The 21977-nt window shown below is 61.8% G+C and carries 20 protein-coding genes; 3 read left to right on the top strand and 17 right to left on the bottom strand.

The window, feature by feature from the left end:
* Nucleotides 1-11 precede the first annotated feature (11 nt).
* Entirely contained in the window at nt 12-2657 is a 2646-nt protein-coding gene (gene ppc, locus HBR94_RS17460) for a phosphoenolpyruvate carboxylase (RefSeq protein ID WP_057441780.1), read from the bottom strand.
* 184 nt (nt 2658-2841) lie between these two features.
* On the opposite strand from ppc, the gene HBR94_RS17455 reads away from it, so the two are divergent.
* The 3 genes from HBR94_RS17455 to HBR94_RS17445 all read left to right on the top strand — a co-directional run bounded on the left by HBR94_RS17455 (nt 2842) and on the right by HBR94_RS17445 (nt 4741).
* Nucleotides 2842-3186 carry a hypothetical protein gene (locus tag HBR94_RS17455; protein WP_057441782.1) on the top strand — a complete coding sequence of 115 codons (345 nt, stop codon included), beginning with the start codon at nt 2842-2844 and terminating at the stop codon, nt 3184-3186.
* A gap of 292 nt (nt 3187-3478) precedes the next feature.
* The gene (locus tag HBR94_RS17450) at nt 3479-3904 is read left to right on the top strand and encodes a DUF4398 domain-containing protein (RefSeq protein ID WP_115127510.1); all 426 of its coding nucleotides are present in this window, start codon (nt 3479-3481) and stop codon (nt 3902-3904) included.
* Nucleotides 3905-3958: 54 nt separating this feature from the next.
* Nucleotides 3959-4741, top strand: a complete 783-nt coding sequence (locus HBR94_RS17445) for an OmpA family protein (RefSeq protein ID WP_057441786.1) — start codon at nt 3959-3961, stop codon at nt 4739-4741.
* 85 nt (nt 4742-4826) lie between these two features.
* On the opposite strand, the gene HBR94_RS17440 is transcribed toward HBR94_RS17445, so the two are convergent.
* The 16 genes from HBR94_RS17440 to HBR94_RS17365 form a co-directional block, all read right to left on the bottom strand.
* Nucleotides 4827-5141, bottom strand: a complete 315-nt coding sequence (locus HBR94_RS17440) for a hypothetical protein (RefSeq protein WP_057445117.1) — start codon at nt 5139-5141, stop codon at nt 4827-4829.
* A 97-nt stretch (nt 5142-5238) separates the two neighbouring features.
* Nucleotides 5239-5565, bottom strand: a complete 327-nt coding sequence (locus tag HBR94_RS17435) for a hypothetical protein (RefSeq protein ID WP_057441790.1) — start codon at nt 5563-5565, stop codon at nt 5239-5241.
* Nucleotides 5562-6476 carry an alpha/beta hydrolase gene (locus HBR94_RS17430; protein ID WP_120731783.1) on the bottom strand — a complete coding sequence of 305 codons (915 nt, stop codon included), beginning with the start codon at nt 6474-6476 and terminating at the stop codon, nt 5562-5564. Before HBR94_RS17430 ends, HBR94_RS17435 begins: the two co-directional genes overlap by 4 nt.
* A gap of 143 nt (nt 6477-6619) precedes the next feature.
* Nucleotides 6620-7897, bottom strand: coding sequence for a flavohemoglobin expression-modulating QEGLA motif protein (locus tag HBR94_RS17425; protein ID WP_057441794.1), 1278 nt, complete (start codon nt 7895-7897; stop codon nt 6620-6622).
* 20 nt (nt 7898-7917) lie between these two features.
* Nucleotides 7918-8466 carry a hypothetical protein gene (locus tag HBR94_RS17420; protein ID WP_170045279.1) on the bottom strand — a complete coding sequence of 183 codons (549 nt, stop codon included), beginning with the start codon at nt 8464-8466 and terminating at the stop codon, nt 7918-7920.
* A 43-nt stretch (nt 8467-8509) separates the two neighbouring features.
* A complete protein-coding gene (locus HBR94_RS17415; protein ID WP_081044192.1) occupies nt 8510-9226 on the bottom strand; it encodes a TetR family transcriptional regulator in 717 nt (238 codons plus the stop codon).
* Nucleotides 9227-9335: 109 nt separating this feature from the next.
* On the bottom strand, nt 9336-10835 hold the full coding sequence (gene lysS / locus HBR94_RS17410) for a lysine--tRNA ligase (protein WP_057441798.1): 1500 nt from the start codon (nt 10833-10835) through the stop codon (nt 9336-9338).
* Nucleotides 10836-10918: 83 nt separating this feature from the next.
* A protein-coding gene (prfB, locus tag HBR94_RS17405) for a peptide chain release factor 2 (RefSeq protein WP_115127508.1) occupies nt 10919-12014 on the bottom strand; the annotation gives its coding sequence in 2 pieces (ribosomal slippage) (nt 10919-11941 and nt 11943-12014; 1095 coding nt in all).
* Between the two features lie 169 nt (nt 12015-12183).
* The gene (locus tag HBR94_RS17400; protein WP_057441800.1) at nt 12184-13185 is read right to left on the bottom strand and encodes a diguanylate cyclase; all 1002 of its coding nucleotides are present in this window, start codon (nt 13183-13185) and stop codon (nt 12184-12186) included.
* 51 nt (nt 13186-13236) lie between these two features.
* Complete coding sequence (locus HBR94_RS17395) at nt 13237-14247, bottom strand: chemotaxis response regulator protein-glutamate methylesterase (protein WP_170045278.1); 1011 nt, start codon at nt 14245-14247, stop codon at nt 13237-13239.
* Nucleotides 14244-16541: a hybrid sensor histidine kinase/response regulator gene (locus HBR94_RS17390; protein ID WP_057441804.1), complete on the bottom strand. Its 2298-nt coding sequence runs from the start codon at nt 16539-16541 to the stop codon at nt 14244-14246. Before HBR94_RS17390 ends, HBR94_RS17395 begins: the two co-directional genes overlap by 4 nt.
* Nucleotides 16538-17236: a chemotaxis protein CheW gene (locus HBR94_RS17385; protein WP_057445119.1), complete on the bottom strand. Its 699-nt coding sequence runs from the start codon at nt 17234-17236 to the stop codon at nt 16538-16540. Before HBR94_RS17385 ends, HBR94_RS17390 begins: the two co-directional genes overlap by 4 nt.
* Complete coding sequence (locus tag HBR94_RS17380) at nt 17233-18501, bottom strand: protein-glutamate O-methyltransferase CheR (RefSeq protein ID WP_057958667.1); 1269 nt, start codon at nt 18499-18501, stop codon at nt 17233-17235. Before HBR94_RS17380 ends, HBR94_RS17385 begins: the two co-directional genes overlap by 4 nt.
* Entirely contained in the window at nt 18501-19022 is a 522-nt protein-coding gene (locus HBR94_RS17375; RefSeq protein ID WP_057441807.1) for a chemotaxis protein CheW, read from the bottom strand. Before HBR94_RS17375 ends, HBR94_RS17380 begins: the two co-directional genes overlap by 1 nt.
* Complete coding sequence (locus tag HBR94_RS17370) at nt 19022-20644, bottom strand: methyl-accepting chemotaxis protein (RefSeq protein ID WP_169960732.1); 1623 nt, start codon at nt 20642-20644, stop codon at nt 19022-19024. The genes HBR94_RS17375 and HBR94_RS17370 overlap by 1 nt, the downstream gene beginning before the upstream one ends.
* 147 nt (nt 20645-20791) lie before the next feature.
* On the bottom strand, nt 20792-21502 hold the full coding sequence (locus tag HBR94_RS17365; protein WP_057958665.1) for a tellurite resistance TerB family protein: 711 nt from the start codon (nt 21500-21502) through the stop codon (nt 20792-20794).
* Nucleotides 21503-21977: the final 475 nt, after the last annotated feature.

The raw sequence follows: 21977 nt of genomic DNA, 5'->3' as shown, positions 1-21977 counted from the left end.
CGCCAGAAATGTCAGCCGGTGTTACGCAGCCCGGCGGCAATACCGGCCACGGACACCAGCAGCGCCTGTTCCAGAGGGCTGTCCTGTGTCGCTTCCTGCTGGCGGGAGCGGGCCAGCAGTTCAGCCTGCAACAGGTGCAACGGGTCGAGGTAGGTGTTGCGCAGGCGGATGAACTCCAGGGTGTCGGGGCTATGGGCCAGCAGCTGCGACTGGCCGGTCAGGCCAAGCACCACGGCGCAGGCCTGCGACAATAGGTCGCGTAAATGCGCACCCAATGGCAACAGGTCGGCTTGCACCAGGCGCTGGTCATAGAGCCGGGCGATATCGGCGTCAGCCTTGGCCAGGACCATTTCCAGCATGTCGATACGGGTGCGGAAGAACGGCCATTGTTCGCGCATCTGCCCCAGCAATTCACCTTCGCCGCGCTCCAGGGCCTTGCTCAATGCCGCTTCCCAGCCGAGCCAGGCCGGCAGCATCAGGCGGGTCTGGGTCCAGCCGAAGATCCACGGGATTGCGCGCAGGCTCTCGATGCCGCCGGCACGGCGCTTGGCCGGGCGACTGCCCAGGGGCAAGCGGCCCAGTTCCTGCTCGGGAGTGGACTGGCGGAAGTACTCGACGAACTGCGGATTTTCCCGCACCACCGCGCGATAGGCGCTGACACCATCAGCCGCCAATTCATCCATCAAATGGCGCCAGGCCGGCTCCGGTGGTGGCGGTGGCAACAAGGTCGCCTCCAGCACCGCGGCCAGGTACAGATTGAGGTTCTGCTCAGCGATATCCGGCAAGCCGAACTTGAAACGAATCATCTCGCCCTGCTCGGTGGTGCGGAAACGCCCGGCTACCGAGCCCGGTGGCTGCGACAGAATCGCCGCATGGGCCGGGCCGCCGCCACGGCCCACGGTGCCGCCGCGACCATGGAACAACAACAGTTCCACCTGCTGCTCGCGACAGATATCCACCAGGCGTTCCTGGGCCCGGTATTGGGCCCAGGCCGCAGCCGTGGTGCCGGCGTCCTTGGCCGAGTCCGAATAGCCGATCATCACTTCCTGCGGGCCTTGCAAGCGCGCGCGATAACCGGGCAGCAGCAACAGGCGCTCGATTACCGGGCCGGCGTTGTCCAGGTCGGCCAGGGTCTCGAACAACGGCACCACACGCATCGGCCGCTGCACCCCGGACTCCTTGAGCAGCAACTGCACTGCCAGCACATCGGATGCCGCGCCCGCCATGGAGATGACGTAGGAACCGAGGGAAGCCGCCGGCGCAGCGGCGATTTCCTTACAGGTATTGAGCACTTCGGCGGTATCGGCCGAAGGCTTGAAATACCCCGGCAACAACGGGCGACGATTGGCCAACTCCTTCATCAGGAAGGTGATGCGCGCGTCTTCGTCCCAGTCCTCATAGCGACCCAGACCCAGGTAATCGGTGATTTCGGTCATCGCCGCCGAATGCCGGCTGGAATCCTGGCGTACATCCAGGCGTACCAGGAACAGGCCGAATGTCACTGCACGGCGCAGGCAATCGAGGAGCGGGCCGTCGGCAATCACGCCCATGCCGCAGGCGTGCAGGGACTGGTAGCACAGCTCCAGCGGCTCCAGCAGGTCACGATTGTTTTGCAGCACATCGGCCGGCGCCGGGAGGCTGCCGGTCAACGCCGCGTGCGCCCAGTTGCGGGTAGCGCGCAGGCGTTCGCGCAGTTGTTTGAGCAAGGCCCGATAAGGTTCGACGCTGTCGCCGACCTTGGCCTGCAACTCAGGGCTGGCCTGCTGCATGGACAGTTCCGAGGCCAGGTGGTCGATATCCCGTAAATACAGATCTGCCGCCATCCAGCGCGCCAGCAGCAACACTTCACGGGTCACCGGCGCCGTCACGTTGGGGTTGCCGTCACGGTCGCCACCCATCCACGAGGCGAAACGGATCGGCGCCGCCTCCAGGGGCAGGCGCAGGCCGGTGGCAGCGTGCAAGGCTTGATCGGCCTTGCGCAGGTAGTTGGGGATCGCGTGCCACAGCGAATGCTCGATCACCGCAAAGCCCCACTTGGCCTCGTCCACCGGGGTGGGCCGGGTACGGCGGATTTCTTCGGTGTGCCAGGCTTCGGCGATCAGCCGTTGCAGGCGTTGGCGAATCTGCTCGCGCTCGGCGCTGGTCAGGTCACGGTGATCCTGCAAGGCCAGTTGTGCGGCGATGGCGTCGTATTTCTGGATCAGGGTGCGGCGCGCGACTTCGGTCGGGTGGGCAGTGAGTACCAGTTCGATCTCCAGCCGCGCCAACTGCCGGGCCAGGGATTCGCTGCTGTGGCCCTCACTCTGCAGCCGCGCCAGCAACTCGGGCAGCACCCGCGATTCGAACGGGGCCGGCTGGGACTCATCGCGCCGATGAATCAGTTGGTACTGCTCGGCGATATTGGCCAGGTTGAGGAACTGGTTGAACGCCCGTGCTACCGGCAGCAGCTCGTCTTCCTGCAACTGGTTGAGGCTGGCGCTGAGTTCTTCACCGGCCGCTGCATCCGTGGTCCCGCCCCGGCGATCGGCCTTGGCGCCCTTGCGAATCTGCTCGATCTTGGCGAGGAACTCATCACCGTACTGTTCTCGAATCGTGTTGCCCAGCAATTCACCCAACAGGTGAACATCTTCACGCAAACGTGCATCGATATCGCTCATCAGCCAATCTCCAGCCAGGAATCCGTGATGCTTTGATCTTTAAGAGTGCCGATCAAGCCTTGGTCTGACAAGGAACTTTAAACCTTGGCGGTTGCAGCTAGTCTCAAGGGTACGTCGTCGCGTTATCCACGCTACGACTGGTCACTCATCACCGCCCGCTACCCCGGGCATCACTGAGGTTGCCATGAAAATCCGAGAACTGGCCCAGCAATGGGAAGAAACCGCCAAGGGTCGCCTGACCAAGACCGAATATGCCATCCACCTGGATGTCGAGGCCGCTGCCCGGTTGGCGGCCATCCGCGAGATGTACCCCAAGCGCAGCACCGAGGAATTGCTCGGCGAGCTGATTGGCGCCGCCCTGGAAGAGCTGGAAGCCAGCTTTCCGTATATCCGGGGCCAGCATGTAGTTGCCACCGATGAAGAGGGTGACCCGTTGTATGAAGACGTCGGCCCCACGCCGCGTTTCCTGTCGCTGTCGCGGCGCTACCTGCACGATATGTCAGCCACGCCTGACGATCAGAAACACTGATCCACATTCGCTGATAAAAACCATCCCCCAGCGTACCGGGCCTTTCATAGGCCCGGCATACCGCTGCAGGTGGCAAAAGTTCCGATTTTTTATCGCTGACCCCTCAGTCAGATTTGTTCAGATTTTTTTTCGGGCAAATCGCCATCTTTGGCTGAACTATTCAAAAAAGCCTCGGGTCACAGCCAGTAAGCCATCACTTGGAACAGGCGTTTGAAAAGGCACACTGAGCTTCACCGCCAAACGCAGACGCTGAACACCGTAGATGGATTTGATGTTTTTCAGGAGTTATCTAATGGAGTTGAAGACGATGAAGACCAGCACTGCCAAATCCTCGTTTAACCACCTGCGCGGGCTCAAATTGGCCGCGTTGGCAATCGGCACCAGCTTCGTCCTCGCGGGCTGCGCCGGCAACCCGCCGACCGAACAGTACGCAGTGACCCAATCGGCCGTGAACAGCGCTGTAAGCGCTGGCGGTACCGAATACGCTGCCGTGGAAATGAAAGCTGCACAGGACAAGCTCAAGCAAGCCGAGCTGGCCATGCATGACAAGAAATACGACGAAGCCCGTCGTCTGGCCGAGCAGGCTGAGTGGGACGCTCGCGTGGCAGAGCGCAAGGCCCAGGCTGCCAAGGCCGATCTGGCGCTGAAGGATTCTCAGAAGGCTGTTGAGGAGCTGCGTAACGAAGGCATGCGCCCTGCTGTGATCCAGCAGAAGTAAGCACCGCCATTGTTTGCATCGCACCCGAAATCGAATTGAAAGGACGAAACCACTATGCGTAAACAATTGATGATCCCTGCCCTGCTGGCGATGAGCGTTGCACTGGCGGCTTGCTCCACCCCGCCTAACGCGAACCTGGAAAACGCACGGACCAACTTCTCGGCCCTGCAAGCCAACCCGCAAGCGACCAAAATCGCCGCCCTGGAAACCAAGGACGCCAGCGAATGGCTGGACAAGGCTGACAAGGCGTACCGCGACAAGGAAGACGAGAAGAAGGTCGACCAACTGGCCTACCTGACCAACCAGCGCGTTGAAGTGGCCAAGGACACCATCGCCCTGCGCGAGTCCGAAGCCAAGCTGAAAAACGCTGGCGACCAACGTGCCCGCGCCCTGCTCGAAGCCCGTGACGCGCAGATCAAGCAACTGCAAAGCAGCTTGAACGCCAAGCAGACTGAACGCGGGACCCTGGTGACCTTTGGTGATGTGCTGTTCGCTACCAGCAAGGCTGATCTGAAATCCAGCGGCCTGGTGAACATCAACAAACTGGCGCAATTCCTCCAGGAAAACCCGGATCGTAAAGTCATTATCGAAGGCTACACCGACAGCACCGGCAGCGATGCCTACAACCAGACCTTGTCCGAGCGCCGCGCTACTTCGGTGCAGGTCGCACTGATCAAGATGGGCGTTAACCCAAGCCGCATCGTGACTGCTGGCTACGGCAAGGCATACCCGGTTGCCGATAACGCCAGCGTTTCGGGCCGTGCCATGAACCGCCGCGTTGAAGTGACCATCTCCAACGACAACCAGCCGGTCAAGCCACGTTCTTCGGTTCAATAACCGACTGACAGCTACTGGTCTGAAAGCCCTGCCTGTGTTCCAGGCAGGGCTTTTTTGCATAAGAACTGCGGGCAGACTCTGCGGATCAGCCGAAATTGATTTGGCTGTTGTTCTCTTGAGGCATCTGCATGCCTTGCTGCTGATCGCCACTCATCTGCTTGCGCAGCGGGTCCTCTTCCTCGTTACCACCGCCACTGCCGCCACTGCCCTGGGAGCCGCCTGCACCTCCCGCACCGCCCAACAGTTGCGCCAGGAGTTTCTTCAGCGCTTCAGGGTCCATACCGCCCTGCTGCTGACCGCCTTCGACGCCCTTGCCAACCATATTGCCGGAATCCCCCATGCCGGCGCTGCCGAAGTTACCGAACCCGCTGCCACCACCGCCTACTCCATTAATACTCATAGTGATACTCCACGTAATTAAGGGTTACTCGTCAGCGCTGCTGACGACCCAATCAGTGGTGTCATACGGAATATGGTTCCAAAAACTACCGGTAGGCTCACTCCTGCAGTTGCGGGGTTTCCTGGCCCATGCAACGCACCGCCTGCTTCTTGCTGTTCACCAGCACGCCCGTCAGCCCCTTTTGCTCGGTATCGAACAGCACCAGCACACCATCGACGCATTGCGCCACTTGGGGAGCCGGGGTCAGGGAAACTTTGTAGTCCTCGCCGGGCACGGTCTTGAGCATGGTGTAGTCGCTGAGCAGCAACGCATCCTCAGGCTTGGCGAAGTGCAGGTAGCCGTAGTACCACAGGCAGCCAACGGTACCGATGATGGTGCCGATGCCGGTGAGGATCAGGGGGATCATGTTGCGTTCTTCGCTCATTGCGGGCTCTCTGATGATTCGGTTTTAGGATTGGCAGCCGCCGGATAATTGGGGATTTCCCCCAGGCGGCGCAAACCGTTGAAATGCTGCGGATCGTCAAGATAGCGCAGCATTACGGTTTGCCAGGTCTTGTCGGCAAAGGTCTGCACATGCCCACCCCGGGTCAGTTGCAACACCCTTGGCGGCGGCGCAGCTTGATACAGACGGATGCCGTTGGAAAGCGGCACGATCGGATCATCCAGGCTATGGAACAGCAGTTTCGGCACGCCAGTCAGCTGTGGCATGCCATGGATCGCACTGTCGGCGTCTGGCACCAGCCACGACAACGGCACCTGGAACGGCCATGTTAGCCAGGAAGTGCTCAGGGCGAATTGCCCTACATCACGATAACTGGCAGGCACGCCATCGAGCACCAGCGCCTTGAGCCGGGGCTGTCGCTCGGGGTGCGCGGCCAGGTAATGCACGGCCAACGCCCCGCCCAGGCTCTGGCCGAGGACCACCAGCGGCTGCCCTTGGGTTTCAGGGGCCTGGTCGAGCCACTGGAAGGCGGCATCCAGATCCTGGTAAATGGCCGGCAACGAAGGTTTGCCTTCTGACACGCCATAGCCGCGATAGTCCAGCATCAGCACTTGATAGCCCTGGGCCGGCAACCACCAACTGCCGCCCAGGTGCCCGGAGAGGTTGCCCCCATTACCGTGCAGGTGCAGCACCGTGCCCTTGAGCGGCACGCCCGCCTTGGCTGGCAGCCACCAGGCCCGCAACTTCAGGCCATCGGCGGTGGTCAGGGTGACGTCACGGTATTCCAGGCGCGCCTGCTGTGGAGTGAACGGCAGGCCGGGCTCGGGGTAGAACAGCAGCGAGCTGCAGCCATTGAGGGTGAGGAGCAGGCATAGAATGCCGAGGAGTCTCATCCGTTGAAACCTCGCAAATGGGTGGGGACACAACCCTGACAATCAATGAAGACTAACTGTGGGAGCTGGCTGTCAGTTACTCCACCGACGGCTGACAGACCGCGATCGCAGGCAAGCCAGCTCCTACAGTTGACGGGGTTTGGTCAGAGGATATTGGAGTAATCCGCCTCGATCCGGTCCAGGCTCAGGTGGTTGAGGAAGTTGGAGAAGCACATCCATGCCGACAGCGCGTTCATGTCACGGAACTGATCCGGCAGGTATTTGGGCGGCACCACCAGGCCTTCGTCCACCAACTGGCGCAAAGTACGCATGTCTTCCAGGGTGGTCTTGCCGCAGAACAACAGCGGCACCTGCTCCAGCTTGCCCTTGCGCACGGCCAGCTGGATATAGTTGTAGACCATGATAAAGCCCTTGAGGTACGACAGATCCTTGGTAAACGGCAGCCCCGTCGGCGTCGAGCCGCGGAACACCCGGCTGGCATTGCCGTAGCTCTCGGCCATTTCAAAGCCTTGCTCGCGGAAGAATTCGAACACCTGCAGGAAATCGGCGCCCTCTTCCACCATATGGATCGCGCGGGTGCGGTTGGTCAGCTTGCGCAGGCGGCTGGGGTAAGAGGCAAAGGTGATGATCTCCATCAAGATTGCCAGGCCTTCCTGGGTCACGGTCGACGACGGTGGGCCCTTGGACAGGAAGGTGCAGATCGGCTGGTTCTGGCCATTGAGGGTGGTGCCCACATGGACCAGCCCTTCGTGCACTTCCAGGGCCCGCACATCCCGCTCGTTGAACATCGCATCGGCGCGGATCTTGATGTAGTCGGCGCCCGCCGCCGCGTCGGCAACGATGCCGTCGGATTCAAACACGCGAATGGTTTCTTCGGCTTCGCCAAACACTTTGTTCAGGCGGCTTTGCAGCAGGCCCACAGCGTCCTTGGCGGTCAGGGTCTTGGCTTCGTCCTTGAGGTCGCCACGACCGTCGATGTTATTCAGGTAGTCGGAAAGCATCAGGCCCAGGTCGGCCAGGGTCGGGTCGCCGGCATGGAATGCATCGGAGGCGGCGCCGTAAAGCTCCTGGGAAATCAGGCCGAAATCCTCGGTGCCACGGGCTTCGAGCATGCGCACCACCATGCGGTACTCCTTGCACATGCGCCGCATGATCTGCCCGACCGGGTTGAACTGGCCCAGTTGGCGGGTGATATCGCGCTCGATGTTCTGGAACTCCAGCTTCACCTTGCTGGAATCGAACGACAGTGGCCGGTTCAGGTAATAGTCGCGATCCACGGCCGGCATGTGCTTGCCCTTGCCCTGGAGGAAGCCCTTGCGAATGTTGTCGTCCCACTTCACGGCGTCGAGGACGCGAATCGGTGTCTGCGCCAGCACAATGCGATCGGACAAGGTGCGTATCGTCTGCTGGTAATCGTCCACCCGGTGCTCCCTCTTTAACGTTATTTGCCCACACGCTTATAGCGTACGGCTTCGACAAACACATCGGCGTTGGCCGGATCATCCAGGTAAGCCAGGATCTGGTTCATGGGGCTGTCGATCAATATGCCGTCACCTTCCACAGTTTCCACGTGGCTGCCAATCAGGATTTTCTGCGCGATGGCCTGGTTGATTGCCTCGGGGTCGAGGTTGTAGACCACCAGTTCGCGAGCCTCATTCAATTCAAAGCCGGCGAGGATAAAATGCCCACCCAGCTTGTCCGGCAGCGGCGCCGACAGGTACCAGCGGTTGCCGTGGCGGGACACGCTGAACAAATATTCGTCGCGCTTGACCGGTTTGGTTTGCGAAGTGCTCACCGCCTTGTAGCGATGCTGTCCAGCGCGGCTGATCTGCAGGTCGAGCGGTTCGCCCCAGGCGTTCCTGCTGGCCCACTTGCCCAGCAGCGCGTCAGGTGCGGCCTCACTGGCCGGCAGGGGCTCCTTGAAGGTCACCAGGCAGCCACTCAGGAGCAGCATCACCATTGCGGTCACAACCACACGCCAGGTTTTCATCCATCACTCCACAGCTGTTTTGGGTGGCCCGGCTCCCACACGACTAGACCGAGGCCAGTACCAGGTGCATGTAACGCTTGAGAATCTCGAGCATTTCTTCGCCAGTCAGGGCCTCGGGCTCGAACAGCAGGCCCTGATATTCCATCCGACTGATAATCGCCGTCAACACTTTGGCATCTTGCTGGGGTTCGCGGGAGCCCAATACCTGGAAAAACTGGCAAGTGCCCTGCAACAGAATCTGCTGATGGGAGCGCACCAGGTCGGCCAGGCGCGGGTTCAACAAGGCCTCCTGGCGAAACGCCTGCTCGGCCATCAGGTACTCGCGACGGTTAAGCAGTTGGCGCAAGACGTAATCGGCGGTCAGCCGCGCAATATCATCGGCCAGTTGCGAGCGCGACTCGGCGCTGCCATCACCATAAGCCACCATCTCGCGCAGCAAGCCCTCATTGCGCACCCACAACTTGCCCATGAACGCCGCACTGCGCTCCACGTACTGGGCAAAGGTGTCGGTGAGCAGGTCGTCGATATCCTTGAAGTAGTAGGTGGTCGCCGACAACGGCACACCCGCCTCCGCCGCCACCGCCCGATGGCGCACGGCGCGCACGCCGTCGCGCACGACAATGCGCATCGCCGCATCGAGGATGTCTTGCCGACGCTGCTCGCTGCCCTGGCGACTGGCCTTGCGCCCTTGGTACTGAACACTTTCAGCCACGGCGGCAGCAATGCCAGCGGCGCCTTCTTGAGCCATTACGCGCTTCACGAAAGATCGTCCTCTCCTATCAACAGAAGCCTGGCGCCGTTTGCTTGACGTTAGTTCAGGCCCCACAAAAAAGCCGCCTTATAAAAGGCGGCTTGATGATTTGCTGCGGTTACGCTTGCGGCCGCATATGCGGGAACAAGATGACATCGCGGATCGACGGTGAGTTGGTGAGCAACATCACCAGACGGTCGATACCGATACCCTCACCGGCCGTTGGCGGCATGCCGTACTCCAGCGCGCGCACGAAGTCGGCGTCGTAGTGCATGGCTTCGTCGTCACCGGCGTCCTTGTCGGCCACCTGGGCCATGAAACGCTCGGCCTGGTCTTCCGCGTCGTTAAGCTCGGAGTAGGCGTTGGCGATTTCGCGACCACCGATAAACAGCTCGAAACGGTCGGTGACGTTCGGGTTGTCGTCGTTGCGACGGGCCAGCGGCGACACTTCGAACGGGTACTGAGTGATGAAGTGCGGCTGCTCCAGCTTGTGCTCCACCAGCTCTTCGAAAATCATCACCTGCAGCTTGCCCAGGCCTTCGAAGCCCAGGACCTTGGCCCCGGCTTTCTTGGCGATGGCGCGAGCCTTGTCGATGTCGTTCAGGTCGTCAGCGGTCAGCTCAGGGTTGTACTTGAGGATCGAGTCGAACACCGACAGGCGCACGAACGGCTCGCCGAAATGGAACACCTTGTCGCCGTAAGGCACGTCGGTGCTGCCCAGGACCAGTTGCGCCAGCTCGCGGAACAGTTCTTCGGTCAAGTCCATGTTGTCTTCGTAGTCGGCGTAGGCCTGGTAGAACTCCAACATGGTGAATTCCGGGTTGTGACGGGTCGAGACACCTTCGTTACGGAAGTTGCGGTTGATCTCGAACACCTTCTCAAAACCACCCACCACCAGGCGCTTGAGGTACAGCTCCGGCGCGATACGCAGGAACATTTCCAGGTCCAGGGCATTGTGGTGGGTTTCGAACGGCTTGGCTGCGGCGCCGCCCGGGATGGTCTGCAGCATCGGCGTCTCGACTTCGAGGAAGTCACGCGCCATCAGGAAGCTGCGGATGTGCGCGATTACTTGCGAACGCACGCGGAAGGTCTGGCGCACTTCTTCGTTGACGATCAGGTCAACATAGCGCTGGCGATAGCGCTGCTCGGTGTCGGTCAGGCCGTGGTGCTTGTCCGGCAGCGGGCGCAGCGACTTGGTCAGCAGGCGCACGTTGGTCATTTCGACGTACAGGTCGCCCTTGCCGGAACGGGCCAGGGTGCCTTCGGCGGCAATGATGTCGCCCATGTCCCAGGTTTTCACCGAGGCCAGGGTTTCTTCCGGGAGGGTCTTGCGGTTGACGTAGACCTGGATGCGCCCGGTCATGTCCTGGATCACCATGAACGAGCCACGGTTGAGCATGATGCGACCTGCCACCTTGACCGGGATCGCCGCTTCAGCCAGCTCTTCCTTGGTCTTGTCCGCGTACTGCTTCTGCAAGGCATCGCAGTAGTTTTCGCGGCGGAAGTCGTTGGGGAAGGCATTGCCCTTGGCGCGCTCGGCAGCAAGCTTTTCCTTGCGCAGGGCGATCAGGGAGTTTTCTTCCTGTTGCAGGGCCTGGTCGAGTTGTTGGTCGCTCATGTCTTTAAATTTTCCATCACAGGTTCGTTGCCCCCAGGCCTTCGGCCTGGGGATCGCGGGCAAGCCCGCTCCCACAGAGGGTGTTACAGGCCGGACTTCAGGCTCGCTTCCAGGTATTCGTCGATATCGCCGTCGAGTACCTTGTCGCAGTCGCTGCGTTCGATGTTAGTGCGCAGATCCTTGATCCGCGAAGCATCAAGCACATACGAACGGATCTGGTGACCCCAGCCGATATCCGACTTGGTGTCTTCCAGCGCCTGGGAAGCGGCGTTGCGCTTCTGCATTTCCTGCTCGTACAACTTGGCCCGCAGCATTTTCATGGCGGTGTCCTTGTTGGCGTGCTGGGAACGTTCGTTCTGGCAGCTGACCACGGTGTTGGTCGGTACGTGGGTGATACGTACGGCCGAGTCAGTGGTGTTTACGTGCTGACCGCCGGCACCGGAGGAACGGTAGGTGTCGATCCGCAGGTCGGCCGGGTTGATCTCGATTTCCACCTTGTCGTCGATCTCTGGGGAGACGAAAACGGCGGAGAACGAAGTGTGGCGACGGTTGCCGGAGTCGAACGGACTCTTGCGCACCAGGCGGTGTACGCCGATCTCGGTCCGCAGCCAGCCAAAGGCGTATTCACCCTTGATATGCACGGTCGCGCCCTTGATACCGGCAACTTCACCGGCGGACAGCTCCATGATGGTCGCTTCGAAACCGCGTTTGTCAGCCCAGCGCAGGTACATGCGCAGCAGGATGTTGGCCCAGTCCTGGGCTTCGGTGCCACCGGAACCGGCCTGGATATCCAGGTAGGCGTTGTTCGGGTCCATTTCGTGGCTGAACATGCGGCGGAATTCAAGCTTGGCGAGGTTTTCCTCGAGACGGGCCAGCTCGGCGACGACATCGCCCACTGCGCCTTCGTCGTTTTCTTCGACGGCCATGTCCAGCAGGTCGCGGCAATCGCCCAGACCGGTGTTCAACTCGTCGAGGGTGTCGACGATCTGCGCCAGCGCAGCGCGCTCGCGGCCCAGTTCCTGGGCGTATTCAGGTTTGTTCCAGACAGCCGGATCTTCAAGCTCGCGATTGACTTCGGTCAGACGCTCATGCTTTTGATCGTAGTCAAAGATACCCCCGAATAGTTTCGGAGCGCTCGGACAGGTCCTTGATGGTGTTCAGGATCGGGTTGATTTCCATGGCGGGCAGCACTCGTTGGCGAACTTTTGAAAGCCGGCGAGTATAACGGCAAAAGGCTGGAAACGGCAGTCCGCTTGGCCGAAAAGGCCGGGTTTGTGTGATATCTACAGGCCGATAACGATCAAAGGTGGGAGCGGGCTCCCACATTGGGTTGGCGGTGTCCTGCAGGCTATTCGATCCCCACCTGGTTGCGCCCATTATGCTTGGCCAGATACAACCCCTTGTCCGCCGCCGAGATCAATTGCCGGCAATCAGTCCCCAGCAGCGGCGTCATGGTCGCCAGGCCAATGCTGATGGTCAGGCTCGCCCCTTCAGAGGGTGCGATATGCGGGATTTTCAACGCGGCAACAGCCTGGCGCAGTTTCTCCGCCACCAACCGCGCACCGCCGGGTGAGGTGTTCGGCAACACCAGGGCAAACTCCTCGCCCCCGTAGCGCGCCGGCAGGTCCGAAGGACGGCTGCTGGCGTCACGGATGCTCGCCGCCACCTTACGCAGCGCCTCGTCTCCTTCCAGGTGGCCAAAGCTGTCGTTGTAGGTCTTGAAGAAGTCCACGTCGATCATCAACAACGACAACTGGGTCTGGTCCCGCATGGCGCGTCGCCATTCCAGCTCCAGGTATTCGTCGAAATGCCGGCGGTTGGACAGCCCGGTCAAACCGTCGGAGTTCATCAACCGCTGCAGCACCAGGTTGGTGTCCAGCAGTTGTTGCTGGCTGACCCGCAATGCACGGTAGGCCGCATCCCGCTGCAACAGGGTCATGTAGGAGCGCGAGTGGTAGCGGATACGCGCCACCAGTTCGATGTTGTCCGGCAGTTTCACCAGGTAATCATTGGCCCCGGCGGCAAACGCGGCGCTCTTGATCAGCGGGTCTTCCTTGGTCGAGAGCACGATGATCGGGATGTTCTGCGTCGCCGGGTGGTTGCGGTATTCGCGCACCAGGGTCAGGCCGTCCAGCCCGGGCATGACCAGGTCCTGGAGAATCACCGTCGGCTTGATGCGGATCGCCTGGGAGATGGCCTGGTGGGGGTCGGCACAGAAGTGGAAGTCGATATTCTCCTCATGGGCCAGACCGCGTCGCACGGCTTCGCCGATCATCGCCTGGTCGTCCACCAGCAACACCATGGCGGCGTTCTCGTCGGTCTTGAAGTCGTCGAGCTGTAAATCATTCATTTGCGGTCACCTGAATTACTACGTGCAGGCCAGGACAGCGAGTTATATCGGTCATTTTGCGAATACCTCCAGCAATCGTGGCGCAATTCTGTCCAACGGGCGAATCTCAACAGCGGCATCAATCGCCGCCGCCGCTTTAGGCATGCCGTAAACCGCACAGCTCTGCTGATCCTGAGCGATGGTCAGATAGCCCTGCTGACGCATCAATTTGAGTCCCTGGGCTCCGTCGCGTCCCATGCCGGTCAGTAATACGCCGACGGCATCGCCGTTCCAATGGCTGGCGACGCTCTCGAAAAATACGTCGATGGACGGCCGATAAATCTCGTTCACGGGTTCCGCCGTGTAGGCCAACGTGCCGTTTTTCAGCAGCCGGATATGATGATTGGTGCCGGCCAGCAATACCACGCCGCTTTGCGGTGGCTCACCTTCGCGTGCCAGGCGCACCGGCAGGCCCGAGGCGCTGCTCAGCCACTCGGCCATGCCGGCGGCGAATACCTGGTCCACATGCTGCACCAGCACAATGGCTGCCGCAAAGTCCCGAGGCAAGCCCTTGAGCAGGGCTTCCAGCGCCGCCGGGCCGCCCGCCGAAGAGCCGATCGCGACCAGGCTCTGGCGCTTGCCCGTCCCCCGCGGATGCACAGGTTCGGCCCGCACCCGGCTGCCGCGCTGGCCGATCAGCCAGCCAATATTAAGGATCTTGCGCAACAGGGGCGCGGCCGCCTCCTTGGCATCGCCAACCCCCAATGCCGGGGTGTCCACCACATCCAGGGCACCATGGCCCATGGCTTCAAACACGCGGCTGACATTCTGCTGGCGATCCACGGTAACGATAACGATAGCGCATGGCGTCTCGGCCATGATCTGCCGGGTGGCCTCGACGCCGTCCATCACCGGCATGATCAGGTCCATCAGGATCAGGTCCGGGGTCAGCTCGGCACAGCGCTGCACCGCTTCCAGGCCATTGGTGGCAACCCACACTACTTGATGGGCCGGTTCGAAGCTCAAGGCCCGGCGCAAGGCCTCGACCGCCAGGGGCATGTCATTGACGATGGCGATCTTCATGCCCGGGCGCCTCCAATCAGTTCCACCACCGCATCGAGCAGGGCGTCATCATGGAAACTGGCCTTGGCGAGGTAATAGTCGGCGCCGGCATCCAGGCCGCGCCGCCGGTCTTCTTCACGATCCTTGTAGGACACCACCATCACCGGCAGCGACTGCAGGCGGGTGTCACGGCGTAAAAGTGTGACCAATTCGATACCGTCCATGCGTGGCATATCAATGTCAGTAATCAGCAGATCGAAGTCTTCGGAACGCAGAGCATTCCAGCCATCCATGCCATCAACGGCGACCGCCACCTCATATCCACGATTAAGTAATAGCTTGCGCTGCAGTTCACGCACGGTAAGCGAGTCATCCACCACCAGGATGCGCTTGCGCGCGGCCTCGACGGTTTGCTGCGCGCGGCGGGCAATGCGTTCCAGGCGGCCGGTGTTGAGCAGCTTGTCCACCGAGCGCAGCATGTCTTCGACATCGACGATCAACACCACCGAGCCGTCATCCAGCAGCGCACCGGCAGAAATGTCCTGCACCTTGCCCAGGCGATCGTCCAGCGGCAGCACCACCAGGGTGCGCTCGCCGATAAAACGCTCTACGGCAATCCCGTACACCGCATCGCGCTCGCGGATTACCACGACCTTGAGGGTATCCTGGCTGGTCTGCCCGGGCGGGCGCTGCAACAACTGGCTGGCCGCGACCAGGCCGACATGCCGGCCTTCGTGCCAGAAATGCTGGCGGCCTTCCAGTTGCACGATTTCGTCGGGTTCCAGGTCGCACATGCGCTCGATATGGGCCAGGGGGAAGGCGTAGGCTTCTTCGCCAACCTCCACCACCAGGCTACGCACCACCGACAAGGTCAGCGGCACTTCCAGATGGAAGCGGCTGCCCTGCCCTGCCGTCTGCTCCAGCACCACCGCACCGCGCAATTGGCGGACCATGTGTTGCACCGCATCCAGGCCGACACCGCGCCCGGAGACTTCGGTCACCTTGTCGCGCAGGCTGAAGCCCGGCAGGAACAGGAAGGTCAGCAATTCCTCTTCGCTCAGGCGCAAGGCGGTTTCCAGTGGCGACAGATTGCGCTCGACAATACTGTCGCGCAGGCGCGCAAGGTCCACGCCGTTACCGTCATCACTCAATTCCAGTACCAACAGGCCAGCCTGGTGCGAGGCACGCAGGCGGATCAGGCCTTCGGCCGGCTTGCCTGCCAGCAGGCGCTGCTCGGGCATCTCAATGCCGTGATCGACGGCATTGCGCAACAAATGGGTCAGCGGCGCTTCGAGTTTTTCCAGGACATCACGGTCAACCTGAGTTTTCTCGCCTTCGATTTCCAGGCGCACCTGCTTGCCCAGGCTGCGGCCCAGGTCGCGCACCATGCGCGCCTGTCCCGCCAGCACATCGGCAAACGGGCGCATGCGGCACGCCAGCGCGGTGTCATACAACACCTGGGCGCGCTGCCCGGCCTGCCAGCCGAACTCATCCAGTTCGGCGGTCTTTTCCGCCAGCAGCAACTGCGCTTCGCTCAACAGGCGGCGGGCATCGGCCAGGGCTTCCTGGGCTTCGAGGTTCAGGTCGACGGTCTTGAGCTGGCCATCCAGGTTGTCCAGGGCCCGGGCGCTATTGCTTTGGATGCGCTTGAGGCGTTGCAGACTGGACAGGTAAGGCTTGAGCCGCTGGGTTTCCACCAGGGATTTGCTGGACAGGTCCAACAGGCTGTTCAAGCGTTCGGCGGTGACCCGCAACACCCGCTCGCCGCCTTCGGTCATACGTTTGTTGTGGCGCGGCGCATCACTGCTGACCGGCGGCGCGGCCTCCGGCTCCGGGGGCAATAGCAGCGATTCTTCAAGAGACGGCAGCGGCTGCGCGAGCGGCGTAGCCACGGGCGGCGGTGCAACCACCTGGGCCATGGGTTGCGACGGGTCCAGCAAGCGTTCCATCAGCGCCACATACGCCTGGATATCGGCCGGGCCCACGGTGTTACCCGGTGTGGCGATGCGCATCAGCAGGTCGGTGCCCTGCAACAACGCGTCGATATGTTCGGGTTGCAGAAACAGCCGGCTTTCCTGGGCGCTGACCAGGCAGTCTTCCATCACGTGAGCCACGCTGACGCCAGCATCGACCCCGACAATCCGCGCCGCGCCTTTGAGCGAATGCGCCGCACGCATGCACGCCTCAAGTTGGTCGGCCTGGGTCGGGTTGCGTTCCAGGGCCAGCAGGCCGGCACTCAGGACCTGGGTCTGGGCATCGGCTTCCAGGCTGAACAGTTCCAGCAGCGAGGCGTCGCGCATCTGGTCGGGGGTCATGACAGGCTCCGGGTCACGGCAGACAGCAGTTGCGTCTCGTCCAGCCAGCGCAGGCTGCGGCCCTTGAACGGCAACACACCCTGGGTGTAGCGCGCACTGGCCTGGGTGCCGGAGGCAGACGCGGCTTTCAGGGTGCGCTCATCAATGGCATGGATGCCATCCACTTCATCCACCGGCACCACTACCGGGCCATCCTGCGCGGCGATGATCAGCATGCGCGGCATGATCCGCCCGCCACTGGCACCGCCGCCGCTGCTGTCGAGCCCGAGCAACTCCACCAGAGACAGGCAGGCCACCAGCGCACCGCGCACATTGGCGACCCCGAGCAAGGCCCGCGAGCGCTGGTGGGGCAAGGAATGGATCGGCTGCAGGGGCGCCACTTCCACCAGGCAGCGGGTGGCGATGCCCAGCCATTCCTCGCCCAGGCGGAACATCAGCAAGGACCGGGTGGCCACCTCGTCGTCCGCCTGTGTCGCAGCGCCAGGGTGACGGTCCTCTTGCTGCAATGCATAGCGATCCAGCAGGCGGGTGGCCGCTGCCGAATACACCGCACAATTGCGGCAGTGGATATGCTCGGCCAGCAACGGGCAGGATTTATCGCCGTGGATCCCGATGCGGTTCCAGCAATCGTCAATGGCCTGGGTATCGGCGACCGTCAGGTTCAGGCCGGTGTCCGGGGATGCGGAGCTACTCATCGTTTACGCTCACTGTCAGCGGCTCGCTCGCTACGGGCAGCACGGGCTTGCAAGCGCCGCGCCCCCGCCGTATCGCCCTGGGATTCCAGCAGTGCGGCCAGGTGCATCAAGGCCTGCGGATGCTGGGGTTCCAGGTACAAGGCTTTTCGATAATACCCCTGGGCTTCCAGGGCGCTACCCGCCACATCGCTGAGCAGGCCCAGCCAGTAAAACACCTGGGCCGCCGGCGGATGAGTTTGCAGGTACAGCTCACAGGCAGCACGGGCCTCAAGGCTCTTGCCTTCATTGGCCAGGGTTGCGATCTGCCCGAGCAGATCGGCAGCATCCGAATGCACTGGCGCAGGCTTGATCGGCGCCACCGGCGCTGCGAATGCACTGAATGCTCGCGGTTTACTCGCAATCGGCGCTGCGCTGCGTTGCGGCAGCGGCGCCGGCATGGGGGTAAAGACCGGCTCAGGCGGCGCGGCTTCGGCGTGGCGACTGAAGGCAAACGACTGCGGCACACCAATCGAGCGCATGCCCAGGCGTCCCAGCAGGCTGCCTTCGGCCGGGCCGATAAACAGCACGCCGTCGACATGGGTCAGGCCCTTGAGCACTTCAAAGACCTGCTTCTGGGTCGGCTGGTCGAAGTAGATCAGCAGGTTGCGGCAGAACACAAAGTCATAAGTCGGCTCATTGGCCAGCAACTGCGGGTCCAGCAGGTTGCCCACTTGCAGGCGCACTTGCTCACGCACCCGGTCGGCGACGCGATAGCCGTCGCTCTCGGCGCTGAAATGCCGCTCACGAAACTCGAGGTCCTGGCCACGGAAGGAGTTCTTGCCATACACCCCGCGCCGTGCCCGCTCCACCGACAATGGGCTGACGTCCATGCCTTGTACCTTGAACTGGTGGGGCGAAAGGCCCGCATCGAGCAGGGCCATGGCGATGGAATAGGGTTCCTCGCCGGTGGAACACGGCAAGCTGAGAATGCGCAGGGCGCGCATATGCTTGATTTCGCCGAGCCGTGTCACCGCCAGCCGCGCCAGGGTGGCAAAGGATTCGGGATAACGGAAAAACCAGGTTTCGGGAACGATGACCGCTTCGATCAGCGCCTGTTGTTCCTCGCTGCTGGTTTGCAGGCGTTGCCAGTACTGATCGGCACTCAGCCCCTGCAACGCCTGGCTGCGCTGGCGCACGGCGCGCTCGATGATGGCTTCGCCCACCGAGGCGACATCCAGGCCGATGCGCTCCTTGAGGAAGTCGAAGAAGCGTTGATCATTGCTCATCACGCCTCCCCAACGGTCAGGTCGGGGGCAAACAGCAAAGCGCAGACCTCGGGGGTCAGCAGGTCGGCGACGCCGATCCACTGCATCAGCCCCCGCTCGTCTTCGCGCACCGGCCCCAGGTAGGGCGCCTGGCGATTGTCCAGGCCGTAGGGCTGGAAGTCCGCCGGGTCGCAGCGCAGGGTGTCAGTGGCCTGCTCGAGGATCAGCCCCAGCCAGCGCGGCTCCAGCCAGGTTTCTGGCCGATAGTTGACCAATACCAGACGCGTACTGGTGCGGGCCTGGGCCGATGTACCAAAGGTCAGGGCGCTGAGGTCGATCACCGGCACCATGTTGCCGCGATGGGCAAAGATCCCGGCGACCCACACCGGCGCATGGGCGATCGGCTTGAGCGGCAGGCGCGGCAGCACCTCGGCCACTTCCGTGGCCTTGAGGGCGTAGCGCTCGCTGCCGATATGAAACACCAGGAACAAGGCTTTTTTGGCTGCCGTCACCGCGCCGCGTTTCGCCGCTGGATCGCTCATCAGACTTTAAAACGCGACACGCCGCTGCGCAGACCCACCGCAACCTGGCTCAGTTCATCAATGGCAAAACTGGCCTGGCGCAGGGACTCCACGGTCTGGCTGCTGGCATCGCCCAATTGCACCAAGGCATGGTTGATCTGCTCGGCCCCCGTGGCCTGGGCCTGCATGCCCTCGTTGACCATCAGCACCCGCGGCGCCAGGGCCTGGACCTGATGGATGATCTGCGACAGTTGCTCGCCGACCTGCTGCACCTCGAACATCCCGCGACGGACCTCTTCGGAGAACTTGTCCATGCCCATCACGCCGGCCGATACCGCCGATTGGATCTCGCGCACCATCTGCTCGATATCGTAGGTGGCCACGGCGGTCTGGTCGGCCAGGCGCCTTACTTCGGTGGCGACCACGGCAAAGCCGCGACCGTACTCACCGGCCTTTTCGGCCTCGATGGCAGCGTTGAGGGACAGCAGGTTGGTCTGGTCGGCCACCTTGACGATGGTCACGACCACCTGGTTGATGTTGCCGGCCTTCTCGTTGAGGATCGCCAGCTTGGCGTTGACCAGATCGGCGGCACCCATCACCGAGTGCATGGTTTCTTCCATTCGGGCCAGGCCTTGCTGGCCGGAACCGGCGGCCACCGAGGCCTGGTCGGCGGCGGTAGACACTTCGGTCATGGTGCGCACTAGGTCCTTGGACGTGGCAGCAATTTCCCGCGAGGTGGCGCCGATTTCGGTGGTAGTAGCGGCCGTTTCGGTAGCCGTGGCCTGTTGCTGCTTGGAGGTGGCGGCAATCTCGGTCACCGAGGTGGTGACCTGCACCGACGAACGCTGGGCCTGGGATACCAGGGCGGTCAGCTCGGTCATCATGTCATTGAAGCCGGTTTCCACTGCACCGAACTCGTCCTTGCGGTCCAGGTTCAGGCGCTTGCTCAGATCGCCGGTGCGCATGGTTTCGAGGATATCGACGATGCGCTTCATCGGCGCCATGATCGCGCGCATCAGCAGCAGCCCGCACAGGCCGGCGGCGAGGATCGCCAGGAGCAGCGACACGCCCATACTGATTTTCGCGGCAGCCACAGCATCATCAATGGCCGCGGTGGCGTTGTCCGCGACTGTTTTGTTCTCGTTGATGATGTCATTGAGCTTCATGCGCCCTGCGGTCCAGGCCGGGGTCAATTGCTCGTCGAACATTTTGACCGCTTCGGCTTCCTTGTTGGCCGCATGCAGCTCCAGGACGTGGGCAAGTACTTGGTTGTACTTCAGGTGCAGGGCTTCAAAGGTGTCGAACTCGGTACGATCCTGGTCGATATTGATCGTCTTGGCGTAACTGGCCATATGCTGCTCCAGCCGCGCCTCGAACGCCTTGTAATCCTGCTTATCCGCGTCGGAAATGCCCAGGTGCTCGCGCAACCCGATCAACTCCTGGGTCTGCAGGTAGCTGTCGACCCAGGCGCTACGGATCATCGAGCTGAAAAACACCCCCGGTACGGCATCGTCGCGTACCACGTTTTCGCTCGCTTCGATCTTCAGCAACCGTGAATACGAGACCACAACCATCAGCAGCATGATGGCGATAATCACCGCAAAGCTCGCCAAGATGCGTTGGCGCAAGGTCCAGTTCTTCACAGTAATTCCTCGAAGGCCGATCAAATGCCGAGGAGTATAGCTGAGGCCGTGCCATCATTTATCAATGGGTTGTGGGCCAAGTCTCACGAAATATAAAAACACCCCGCAACCTGGACGGTGACGGGGTGGTTTTCTGTACGGGGCGGGTCAGAGCGTGGCTTGGCGTACCTGTTTTTCCAGTTCGATCTTGAGGCCCGGCTCCAGCTTTAGCTGGCGGGCCAATTCGTCGAGGTAGGACTTCTCCATGAAGTTCTCCTCGTCCACCAGCATGACGCTGGCGATGTACATTTCGGCGGCCATTTCCGGGGTGCTGGCAGCGCGGGCGACATCGGTGGGATCCAGGGGTTTGTTGAGTTCGGCATGCAGCCAGCGTTGCAGTTCCTGGTCGTTGTCCAGCTTGACGAATTCGCCTTCGATCAACGCACGCTCGCGCTCGTCCACATGGCCGTCGGCCTTGGCGGCGGCCACCAGGGCCTTGAGGATGGCCTGGCTATGCAGTTCGACCTGGGCCGGCGGCAGGCGGTCGAGGGTCTGCGGTTCGCCTTTGGGCGCGCCGGCCTGTTGTGCCTGCCAGTTGCCGTAGGCCTTGTAGGCAATCACGCCTAATGCGGCAAGACCACCATAGGTGAGGGCTTTACCGCCAAAGTTGCGGGCCTTTTTGTTGCCCAATAGCAGGCCCATGGCCCCGGCGGCCAATGCCCCGCCACCTGCGCCACCGAGCAGGCTGCCGAGCCCGCCACCGCCGAGCAGGCCGCCCAAGGCACCTTTGTCATCGCCTTTGCGTTGACCGCCAGCTTTGTTTTGCAGCATGTCCTGGCCGGACTTGAGCAACTGATCAAGCAATCCACGGGTATTCATTCATAGCCTCCAGAGACTTGGGTTCATAGGGTTGATAGGCCTTCAGCGTAAAACTAAGTGCCAATAATCCTGGATATAGAGTGCTTCCAGATGTAACTCAACTGCGATGGTTTTGGGTCGGTGTGTATATCCATTGCTGCGGTCACGGCGGCTATTGGTTCCGCTCTTACAGCGGGTCACTTTTGGAAAAGAGCCCCAAAAGTAACCAAAAGGGCTCTTGCCCCACCACTCGGCACCTCGCCCAGGCTCGTTGTGCCCGTCATCCGACATTGATTTGGGGGGCCGCCGCGATGGGCCATCCATGGCCCAGCGCGGCTAACCCGGCGTCCTGCCGGGTTACCCCCCAAATCAATATCGGATGACGGCCAGCGTGGTTTAACGGGGCGCCTCAGATCAAAATCACAAGCAAAGCGAGGCGGCCTGACAGCCGACCTGATCGTCGAGGCGTGCGCGTGTACCTGTGGGAGCTGGCTTG

Source organism: Pseudomonas sp. WS 5412 (assembly GCF_012985615.1).
GTDB classification, from domain to species: Bacteria; Pseudomonadota; Gammaproteobacteria; order Pseudomonadales; family Pseudomonadaceae; genus Aquipseudomonas; species Aquipseudomonas shahriarae.
This window is presented reverse-complemented; position numbering and strand designations above follow the sequence as displayed.

What these genes read in the sequence shown, in the direction of transcription:
- HBR94_RS17390 (WP_057441804.1), bottom strand. Translation starts at nt 16,541, where the DNA reads ATGACCCCCGACCAGATGCGCGACGCCTCGCTGCTGGAACTGTTCAGC.
- HBR94_RS17430 (WP_120731783.1), bottom strand. Translation starts at nt 6,476, where the DNA reads ATGAGACTCCTCGGCATTCTATGCCTGCTCCTCACCCTCAATGGCTGC.
- HBR94_RS17455 (WP_057441782.1), top strand. Translation starts at nt 2,842, where the DNA reads ATGAAAATCCGAGAACTGGCCCAGCAATGGGAAGAAACCGCCAAGGGT.
- HBR94_RS17420 (WP_170045279.1), bottom strand. Translation starts at nt 8,466, where the DNA reads ATGAAAACCTGGCGTGTGGTTGTGACCGCAATGGTGATGCTGCTCCTG.
- HBR94_RS17380 (WP_057958667.1), bottom strand. Translation starts at nt 18,501, where the DNA reads ATGAGCAATGATCAACGCTTCTTCGACTTCCTCAAGGAGCGCATCGGC.
- HBR94_RS17375 (WP_057441807.1), bottom strand. Translation starts at nt 19,022, where the DNA reads ATGAGCGATCCAGCGGCGAAACGCGGCGCGGTGACGGCAGCCAAAAAA.
- HBR94_RS17445 (WP_057441786.1), top strand. Translation starts at nt 3,959, where the DNA reads ATGCGTAAACAATTGATGATCCCTGCCCTGCTGGCGATGAGCGTTGCA.
- lysS (WP_057441798.1), bottom strand. Translation starts at nt 10,835, where the DNA reads ATGAGCGACCAACAACTCGACCAGGCCCTGCAACAGGAAGAAAACTCC.
- HBR94_RS17450 (WP_115127510.1), top strand. Translation starts at nt 3,479, where the DNA reads ATGGAGTTGAAGACGATGAAGACCAGCACTGCCAAATCCTCGTTTAAC.
- HBR94_RS17395 (WP_170045278.1), bottom strand. Translation starts at nt 14,247, where the DNA reads ATGAAGATCGCCATCGTCAATGACATGCCCCTGGCGGTCGAGGCCTTG.
- HBR94_RS17385 (WP_057445119.1), bottom strand. Translation starts at nt 17,236, where the DNA reads ATGAGTAGCTCCGCATCCCCGGACACCGGCCTGAACCTGACGGTCGCC.
- HBR94_RS17365 (WP_057958665.1), bottom strand. Translation starts at nt 21,502, where the DNA reads ATGAATACCCGTGGATTGCTTGATCAGTTGCTCAAGTCCGGCCAGGAC.
- HBR94_RS17400 (WP_057441800.1), bottom strand. Translation starts at nt 13,185, where the DNA reads ATGAATGATTTACAGCTCGACGACTTCAAGACCGACGAGAACGCCGCC.
- HBR94_RS17435 (WP_057441790.1), bottom strand. Translation starts at nt 5,565, where the DNA reads ATGAGCGAAGAACGCAACATGATCCCCCTGATCCTCACCGGCATCGGC.
- HBR94_RS17440 (WP_057445117.1), bottom strand. Translation starts at nt 5,141, where the DNA reads ATGAGTATTAATGGAGTAGGCGGTGGTGGCAGCGGGTTCGGTAACTTC.
- ppc (WP_057441780.1), bottom strand. Translation starts at nt 2,657, where the DNA reads ATGAGCGATATCGATGCACGTTTGCGTGAAGATGTTCACCTGTTGGGT.